The organism is Acinetobacter sp. 148 (assembly GCF_031196675.1).
Lineage (GTDB): Bacteria > Pseudomonadota > Gammaproteobacteria > Pseudomonadales > Moraxellaceae > Acinetobacter > Acinetobacter baumannii.
The window spans coordinates 4,366-12,592 of the sequence record NZ_JAVIMT010000097.1 but is presented as its reverse complement, the minus strand read 5'-3'; the positions used below and the strand labels follow the sequence as shown (position 1 = coordinate 12,592).

Genomic DNA, 8,227 nt, shown 5'->3' with positions numbered 1-8,227 from the left:
GACAAACCCGGTACGGTTCATTTTTAGCATCTTTTATAAATAGATTAATATTTATAGCGAATTTCTATCTATTGTTCAGTTTAATTAAAATACTTTTACGATTATTCTTTGAATAACTCTAAATCAAAATAGCCCATCATAAGGAGGTGCTAAAAAACCTTCTAATCATGATGGGCTTTTACTCTTAATGATTCATAGAATCAACAGCTTGAAGTATGCCTGTAAATAATATGGCTAGTTTTGACTCAGGCTGTGGCTCATTTCCATTTGCGGTAAATACAGCACAAACTTTATGGCCTTTTTGAGTTTTTCCAATCACGGAAAAGTTAATCACGCCGTATTCAGAACCACCTTTGAAACCAATCTTTTGCCAATTTAAATTTTTAAAAAGTGGATTTAAAGAACTGTTCAGAGCAGGAGCATCTTGAACACTTTCAAGAAGAGGACAAATCTCATTGGCTGACATATACCATTCAGCATCTTGCCAAGTAGCCAATTTTCCAATGCTACTCACACTTGGTAGCGGCAGTTTGTCTAGTTCAGCGAGTGCTTTTAGACGAGCCGACTTTGTTCCTGTTTTAAACTTATTTCTGAACTTTTCATTACTTGGGTCAATCAGTTGAAATAGCTCTCGTGTCGTCAGCAGAGGAGAATTTCTAGGTGACAACGCTTCTATATGAGGTTTCTTTAATACCTCTATCAAGCTATCGGTTGCTGTATTATCGCTAATTTGTATCATTAACTGCGCAAGAAGTTCGAGATTTACAGGCGTACCAGCAGGCAAGTTTTGTAAAACTCCAGTTGGCAATGAGCGATTCTTTTCTTTTAAAGAAACAATAGTTTCTCTTTTTAATTCGCCTTTTTTTATTGCATCTTCATAAGCTTTTAAAACCAGTAATTTAAAAGTCGAACCGACAGCCATAGGGGTTTTATCGTTTTCTACAACCACAGGCTTGTTATCTACAATAACTAAAAGAGAGGTTTTACCGATTGCATTTTCATGTAGACCTTTAACCATTTCGTCTAGGCTTATTGTCTTAAAATGAGGCGCACTAAACCAAAGAGTACTAATTTGTCCTTGCTCATTTAAGCTAATTGAAACGGGTAATTCTCCTTTTTCGAAATCCATAGTTCCAGAGCCATTTGAAACATTAATACTTTTAAGAGCGCCTAAAGAGACTTTTAAATCATCAACAATTTTTTGAATTTGTGTGATGGGAACTTGTCCTAAAAATTGAGGGCTAAATAAAGAAGCTTCTATGGGTTTATCTGCAAAAATTAATGAAAGTGTAGTCGATAAATTATCCATTTTTTGTTCTGTCGCTGCATGAGTAGTAGCAATAACAATAGGGGAAACATTCAAAGCCATAACACCTACAGCAAAAAATAAAGCTCTAGTTGCGTACATTTTCTTGGTGAGAAAGTTCTTCATTAAATGTCCTCTTATATTCAGATTCATCTACAGTTTTTATGAAATAGTTTTAAAGTACTTATTATTTACATACTAATTTAACAGGACTCAACTATCTATTATCTAAAGCTATTTACGAGACTAAAAATACCTATTCACACGCCTATCAAACCCTAATTAACTATAAAAACATGGCTGTCAATAAAGTTTACAGACAACTTAGAACACTCAATATTGATGACTCTTTTCCCTAAGATTAAATTAATTAGTCTTTTGAAATATATAAATATTTTAAACTAAACATTCAATAAAAGAATTTTTCTACCTAGATTTATAGATATAAGAAATTTTTTAATTAATTTTGAAAAAAGAATATAAAAAACAAAAGATTGACAAGTATTGTTTTTTGTTACCTCTATCTTGTTAAGTAATAGATTCTTTATCTTATTTTAAAAAAAATATAAGCTAAAAATTAAGCTTAATATATAAAATTAAACATTATTTTCATTATATTTAAGTTTCGAAAATATTGTTTATGCACTGATAAGAAGTGTCTCTTACACTTAAAATTCACTGCTAATGAAATAGACAGATTTGTATGTATTTTATAAAATACTGCAAAATATAATTTAGTCATATAAAGATGTTGAACAGTATTCATCAAGTTTTAGATAGTTTGGGTATTAGCCCGCAGAAACGTGCTATTCATGTTCAATTTACGTCTCCGATATTGAATGACCAAGTATTTCTGCAAAGAATTGATGGTGTACATGCACTCAATGATGGTTTAAAAGCAGAACTTTTATGCCTATCGACAAATGCAACGATTCAACTTAAATCTTTTATTGGTGTTCAGGCTGCTGTAGATATTGTGACGGAGCGAGGTGAATTAACTCGCGTTACAGGCATTATTACTCATGCTCAACAGGGCCAATCAGATGGAAGTCTAACTTTATATAAGCTGATCTTAGAAGATCCAACTGCATTATGGAAATATCGCCGTAATTCACGTGTATTTATGAATAAAAGCGTGGTTGAGATATGGGAAATACTATTTAAAGAATGGCAAACTAAAAATCCGCTATTTGCTGCAAGTTTAAGTTTAGATTTAAGCGGTCTAACACAAACTTATGATGTGCGTCCTTTTGTGATGCAACATAACGAAAGTGACTGGAATTTCCTTACACGCTTACTTCGTAGTGAAAATATCAGTTGGCTCATTGATGAAGCTCAGCATATTGTTCCAAGTACAGATACATCTATTCAAGCTCAGAAACTCAGGTTAATTGATGCCAATAGTCAATATCAGCCTTTAGACCGTAAAACGATTCGTTACCACCGTAGTAGTGCGGTGGAACAATACGACAGCATGACTCGCTTAACTGCCGAGCGTTCTCTTCAACCTAACGTTATGCATATACAACGTTGGCAAGCAGAAATATTAGAACAAGAAGAAGGGATTGGAAGTGTTCAAAGTAAGCATCAGCATAGTGAACATTATGACAATGCTACACTTGGCTTGGAGCAAGCTTGGAACTATTCGCCTGCATGGATTGGTGACTTAAAGGGTGAGGATGGGGTTACTAAATCTGGAAATCAACAAGTTGAACGATTAAACCAGAACCTCCGCAATTACTACGAGGCACAGGCTAAGCGGTTTATTGCACAAACAACAGTTCACGTGCCTATGTGGGCTACTATTTCGAATTAAATGAACATCCAGAAATAGATCAGCATGAAAGCACAGATAGAAGTTTTTTGATTATCTCTAAAAGTTTTTTCAATCAGAACAACTTACCTAAAGATCTGAATGATCAAATCAATGGTTTATTGGCGCAAAGTAACTGGGCAATACAAAACCCCGAGAACAGTGATGAACGCCAAGCGAATCAACTGATTTTACAACGTCGTCATATTCCAACAACACCAGCTTATAACCCGCAAATTCATAGTCCAGTCACTCATCCACAACGCGCAAAAGTGGTGGGTCCTGAAGGTGAAGAAATCTATGTAGATGAGTGGGGGCGTATTAAAGTCCGCTTCCTATTTACGCGTAGTAATGACCATAGCCATAATGGTGGAGCAGGAACCAAAAACAATGACACCGATTCAGCTTGGATTGACGTTCTAACGCCGTGGGCTGGAGAAGGTTATGGTGCGCGGTTTTTACCGCGTATCGGTGAGATTGTCGTTATTGACTTCTTTAATGGCGATATCGACCGACCATTTGTAATGGGCCGAATTCATGAGGCCCAGCGCCATCCAACCAAATTTGATAACTAAGGTAAGCTTCCTGATACTAAAAAGCTGAGTGATATCCGTTCTAAAGAAGTCTCAGGTGGTGGGTTTGGGCAACTTAGATTTGATGATACCCCGGGACAAATTAGTACCCAGCTACAAAGCAGTCATGGTGCAAGTCAGTTGAATCTCGGGAAATTGAGCCATCCTAAAGATAAAGCGGAAAGTGAAGACTGCGGAGAAGGATTTGAACTGCGTACGGACCAATGGGGAGCTTTACGCGCGGGGCAAGGCTTATTGGTATCTACCCATAAACAGGATAATGCCAAAGGAGACCACCTTGATGCAAATGAGGCCAAGCAACAAATCGAAGGTGGTCTCAACAATGCCAAGGCACTCAGTGAAGTTGCTAAAAATCAGCAAACTGACCCGTTAGATATGCTTGAGAATATTCAGACTTTTTTAGAAGTTCTCAAACAAGAAGATCCTAAAAAGGCTGCTGAGTTTCAATCAGCAGTGTTGCTGCTGGCATCTCCAAAAAGTATTGCTGTAAGTAGTAATGAAGATATACACCTCAGTACAAATGGTCAGCTCACTCAAAGTGCTGGAGATAGCATCAATCTGTCTACTCAAAAGAACTTGATTGCACATGCCTAAAATAAGATTAGCCTTTTTGCAGCGCAACAAGGGGCGAGACTGTATGCAGGCAAAGGTAAAGTCGAAATACAGGCGCAAGGCGATGAAGCTGATTTAATTGCCCGTAAAGCTGTTCAGATTATTTCAACTGAAGACAAAATTGAAATTAGTGCTTCTAAAGAAATCGTTATCACGGCGGGTGGATCTCAAATCAAGATTAATGGCTCGGGAATTTTTCCTGTCACTGGTGGCAAGTTTGAGGTGAAGGCTGGGCAGCATTTGTTTATGGAGGGAGGAAGTGCTTCTGCTACTTTGCCTGCTTTGCCAGCAATAGGAAAAAATACGGGTTCAATAGAGCTTAATTATGTTTATGAAGATTTATCTCCTGTAAAACAAGCAACATATGAACTTTTATTTGAAGATGGGACCAGTAAAAAAGGTATGTTGGATGCAAATGGTTACGCTAAAATTGACAATATCGAGTTAGGTAAGAAAGCCAAAGTTTTATATGGTGAAGATATTAGAGTTAAACCTGAGCATTTTATAGATCTTTTGAAAAATCCTATTGCTGAGCAAAAAATACGTACTGAAGAAGATGTGTTATCTGCGAGGGCAACATTTTCTGATACATACAATGCTTATCTAAAAGATAATTTTTTTGATGATGAAATTGAAGAAATGCATACGCAAGATATAACAGATGACGAAGCTGAATCCGAGCGTAGTTATCAAGAAGGTGATATTTAATGGCGACTTTACCTTCTGTACCAGCAAAAGCAACTAAACAACCTGTAACACAAAGAGTAACACCTCAGCAGTTAAAAAAAGCAGATGATGATGTGGGGAAGTGGTTTTTAGGCTTACTAGATGGGAGCGGTACGGGGCCTAGTCAAATTATTGTTACAGCAATTTTAGGATGCGTTCCTGTCGTAGGACAATTATTTGATTTACGTGATTTAATTAAGGGGATTATCTTAGTAGCTACAAATCCGGCTAATATAATGGGATGGGTAGATTTAGTCATAACTTTAATTGGATGTATTTCTGGATTTGGAGATGCATTCAAAGCAGGGTTTAAGCTTGCAAGAAGTGGTGCAAATGCAGAGCGTGTATTTGATGCTATGCGTAAATATGCCAAGATAGATCCTAAAAAAGCATTAAAAGAAATGGATTGGAATCAACTTAAAAACAAATGTCTTTCTTTACTCAATAAAATGATCGATGAATTTGTAGATGTTCTAGATTCTTGGTTGGCAAAACAAGTAATGGGTAGACCCAAAGTAAACGAAGTAATTCGTATGCTTCAGCAAGTAAAAAAAGATGCTCCAAAATATATGAATTCTGCATTTGCAGAAATTCAAAAAACAGTTAATCAAATGTTGAATATGCATCCACCATTACCGAGTACAGCAGCAGCTAAGACGACACGTCAAGTTCCGCCTAGACAGACGACAGTTGCAGGGAGAGGAAAAAACTCATCTCAACAACCTTCAAGTCATCAAAGAGGTGGAGCACAGCAGCAAGTAAAAGACAAAGCTCCGACTGTTCAGAGTTCTGCTGCTAATAAAACAAAACGTAGTCAAGAAATTAGACAATCGAAAAAAAGCGTTGGTCTACGGGGGTGCCTGCTGAGCATATTGTGGATTACTATTCAAAAGAAAGACGAAAAGCTTTACGTAAAATTAATGATAATGGACGTTTAATAGAAGAACATGATCGTTTAAAGCGTAATGCAGCAGGTGACCGAATACGTAAACAAGATATTAACCAAACTGGTATAGATCATTTGTGGTTTGGAAGCCATAAAGGTCGTAAATATTTAGTTGGTGAAACAAAGGGAAGCATTTTTGGTCATTTTGCTTTTTTAGCGGGAATGACAGATTCTGATGCTAAAGCTATTGAAGGTAATCGGAGCGAGATTGGTAAAATTTTTGATGGAAAGACTGAGTACAATGAACAGTCAGGGTTAGGTAAAAGATCAACTAGTGCGGAGACCTCAAAAGTGTTTTTTTAGTTATTCTGCTGGTCTAACAGTAGAAGAACTTGCTGACTTTTTTCCAAAGGTAGTGGAATATTGGCAGCTTTATGCAAAGCATCATATCAATTTTCATCAAAGTTCAGAATGTGATGGACATTTAGTACCGCACTTAGAATTAATTACAAGTGAATATTGGGAAGCTTTACAGTTAGTTTGTTTCTCTATTTTATTTGCTCAACCTGAGCATTTAAAAACAATTATGGAAATTCTGGCTTATGAAAATGATGAGCAAGATGCATTACTGGATAAGCTAGTGTCTCCATGGTTACCAGATCGGGAAATCTCGGAAGTCTATTTAAGACAACTTCCATATAGAAAGCTTGAAAAAGTATTTACGGCGGATGAAGCTCACCGTCCAGCTCTGATGTCAGCTTACATGGATGAATGGTATGGTGCAAGTAAAAGAGAACCTTATCATGATCGTCATAAAAGTAGTCAGTTTCCGGGTTACTGGTCATTAGAGGCAGCAGCAATTACAGTTATTTTACGAATAGATGACAGTAGTTATCGAGATAAACCATACTATCCAAAAGACTTAGTTGATTATGCTCGAAGCCAGTATATGGTTCTAGATGAACATGGAAATATAGAGGGAGAAGCTAACCGTTTACGTTGTGAAGCAGGTCAATCTTGTCCACAGTCTGGAGAATGGTATAGCCCAGCGAATGACATGCAAAAACGTTATTTTAATCAGGGCGAAATTATGCCAGAAATTAAAGATAACTCTTGGGGTGAAACGATTTGGTATTTAGATCTAGAAAATTAATAATATTTTATTTTTTTGATTTTTTAATATATGGCCTATCTAACTGATGGGCTTTTTTATGTCTGGAACCATGTCTATGATGAATTAAATAATCGCACCACAACTATTCGACCAGATGGACAGAAAATAGATTGGCTGACTTATGGAAGTGGACATGTCTATGGCGTAGCTTTAAATGGTGAAGATGTTGTTAGCTTTGAACGTGATGATTTACATAGAGAGACATTACGCCACTATGCAAATGGTCTTAGCCAACAACAACGTTATGATGAAGCAGGCCGCTTAACTCAGCAATTAATGTTGAATGGGCATGACAAAGGTTATCAGGCCCAAACTAAAAATAATGCTATCTAGCATACCAACCAATTGATTGAACGCTTATATCACTACGATAAAACAGGTGAGCTAACGGCAATTCGAGATACACGCCGTGGCAATATTGCCTATAAGTACGATCCTATAGGGCGTTTACTTGAAGCGAGCAGTAAACTTGGAAAAGAAACGTTTAGTTTTGACCCCGCCAGTAACATTATAGATTCGTATCATAGTCACAAGGCACAAAGCTATTCACAAACTACGGAAGAAAAAGACTATGGTTATAACCGTTTAGTTAATAACGTAGTTAAAGAATATCTAGATCAACAATACCAATATGATGCTTATGGACAACTCGTAAGACAAAAAACGAGTCAAGGTGATTTAAACTTTGAGTGGGATGTCTATGGCCGTATGGTGAAGAGCCGTAATAGTCAATATACGGTAGAATATCGCTATGATGCATTAGGCCGCCGTATTCAAAAGCGGAGTAAACATCACCATACAGGTCAAGAACAGAACATCATTTATGGATGGGATGGCGATACGCTTGCTTATGAGTCCACAGAGCAGTTGACCAAGCATTACATCTATGAAAAAGATAGTTTTGTACCGATGCTACAAGCTGTTTATTTAACTCCAATAGAATTGCATCAAACTCCAGATTGGTCAGATAGACCTTATAACATACACCGTGACCCGCTTTGGAAAACTGAAAAACAGGGTAAAGAATTTGATGATGTATGGTTCTATCACTGCGACCATTTAGGCACACCGCAAGAAATGACTGACCATACTGGTTCAATTATTTGGAAAGCTGAAT

General features: G+C 36.9%; 5 protein-coding genes and 3 pseudogenes. 7 read left to right on the top strand and 1 reads right to left on the bottom strand.

Annotated features, from left to right (window positions below; all coding sequences use genetic code 11):
* Nucleotides 1-184: 184 nt before the first annotated feature.
* Nucleotides 185-1,432, bottom strand: a complete 1,248-nt coding sequence (locus RFX69_RS19090; protein ID WP_005129011.1) for a serine hydrolase — start codon at nt 1,430-1,432, stop codon at nt 185-187.
* Nucleotides 1,433-2,054: 622 nt separating this feature from the next.
* Between RFX69_RS19090 and RFX69_RS19085 the strand changes: the two are divergent.
* From RFX69_RS19085 to RFX69_RS19060, 7 genes and pseudogenes are all read left to right on the top strand, one after another.
* Nucleotides 2,055-4,079: pseudogene (locus tag RFX69_RS19085) on the top strand (type VI secretion system Vgr family protein); the annotation flags it as partial.
* A 74-nt stretch (nt 4,080-4,153) separates the two neighbouring features.
* Nucleotides 4,154-4,595, top strand: a pseudogene (locus RFX69_RS19455) (DUF2345 domain-containing protein); the annotation flags it as partial.
* Nucleotides 4,571-5,032: a hypothetical protein gene (locus RFX69_RS19080; RefSeq protein WP_309169648.1), complete on the top strand. Its 462-nt coding sequence runs from the start codon at nt 4,571-4,573 to the stop codon at nt 5,030-5,032. The pseudogene RFX69_RS19455 and the gene RFX69_RS19080, both read left to right, overlap by 25 nt.
* Nucleotides 5,032-5,988: a hypothetical protein gene (locus tag RFX69_RS19075; protein ID WP_240369734.1), complete on the top strand. Its 957-nt coding sequence runs from the start codon at nt 5,032-5,034 to the stop codon at nt 5,986-5,988. The genes RFX69_RS19080 and RFX69_RS19075 overlap by 1 nt, the downstream gene beginning before the upstream one ends.
* Nucleotides 5,925-6,299, top strand: coding sequence for a hypothetical protein (locus RFX69_RS19070; protein ID WP_025470068.1), 375 nt, complete (start codon nt 5,925-5,927; stop codon nt 6,297-6,299). Before RFX69_RS19075 ends, RFX69_RS19070 begins: the two co-directional genes overlap by 64 nt.
* On the top strand, nt 6,271-7,089 hold the full coding sequence (locus RFX69_RS19065) for a PoNe immunity protein domain-containing protein (RefSeq protein ID WP_240369735.1): 819 nt from the start codon (nt 6,271-6,273) through the stop codon (nt 7,087-7,089). Before RFX69_RS19070 ends, RFX69_RS19065 begins: the two co-directional genes overlap by 29 nt.
* Before the next feature lie 60 nt (nt 7,090-7,149).
* Nucleotides 7,150-8,227: pseudogene (locus RFX69_RS19060) on the top strand (RHS domain-containing protein); the annotation flags it as partial.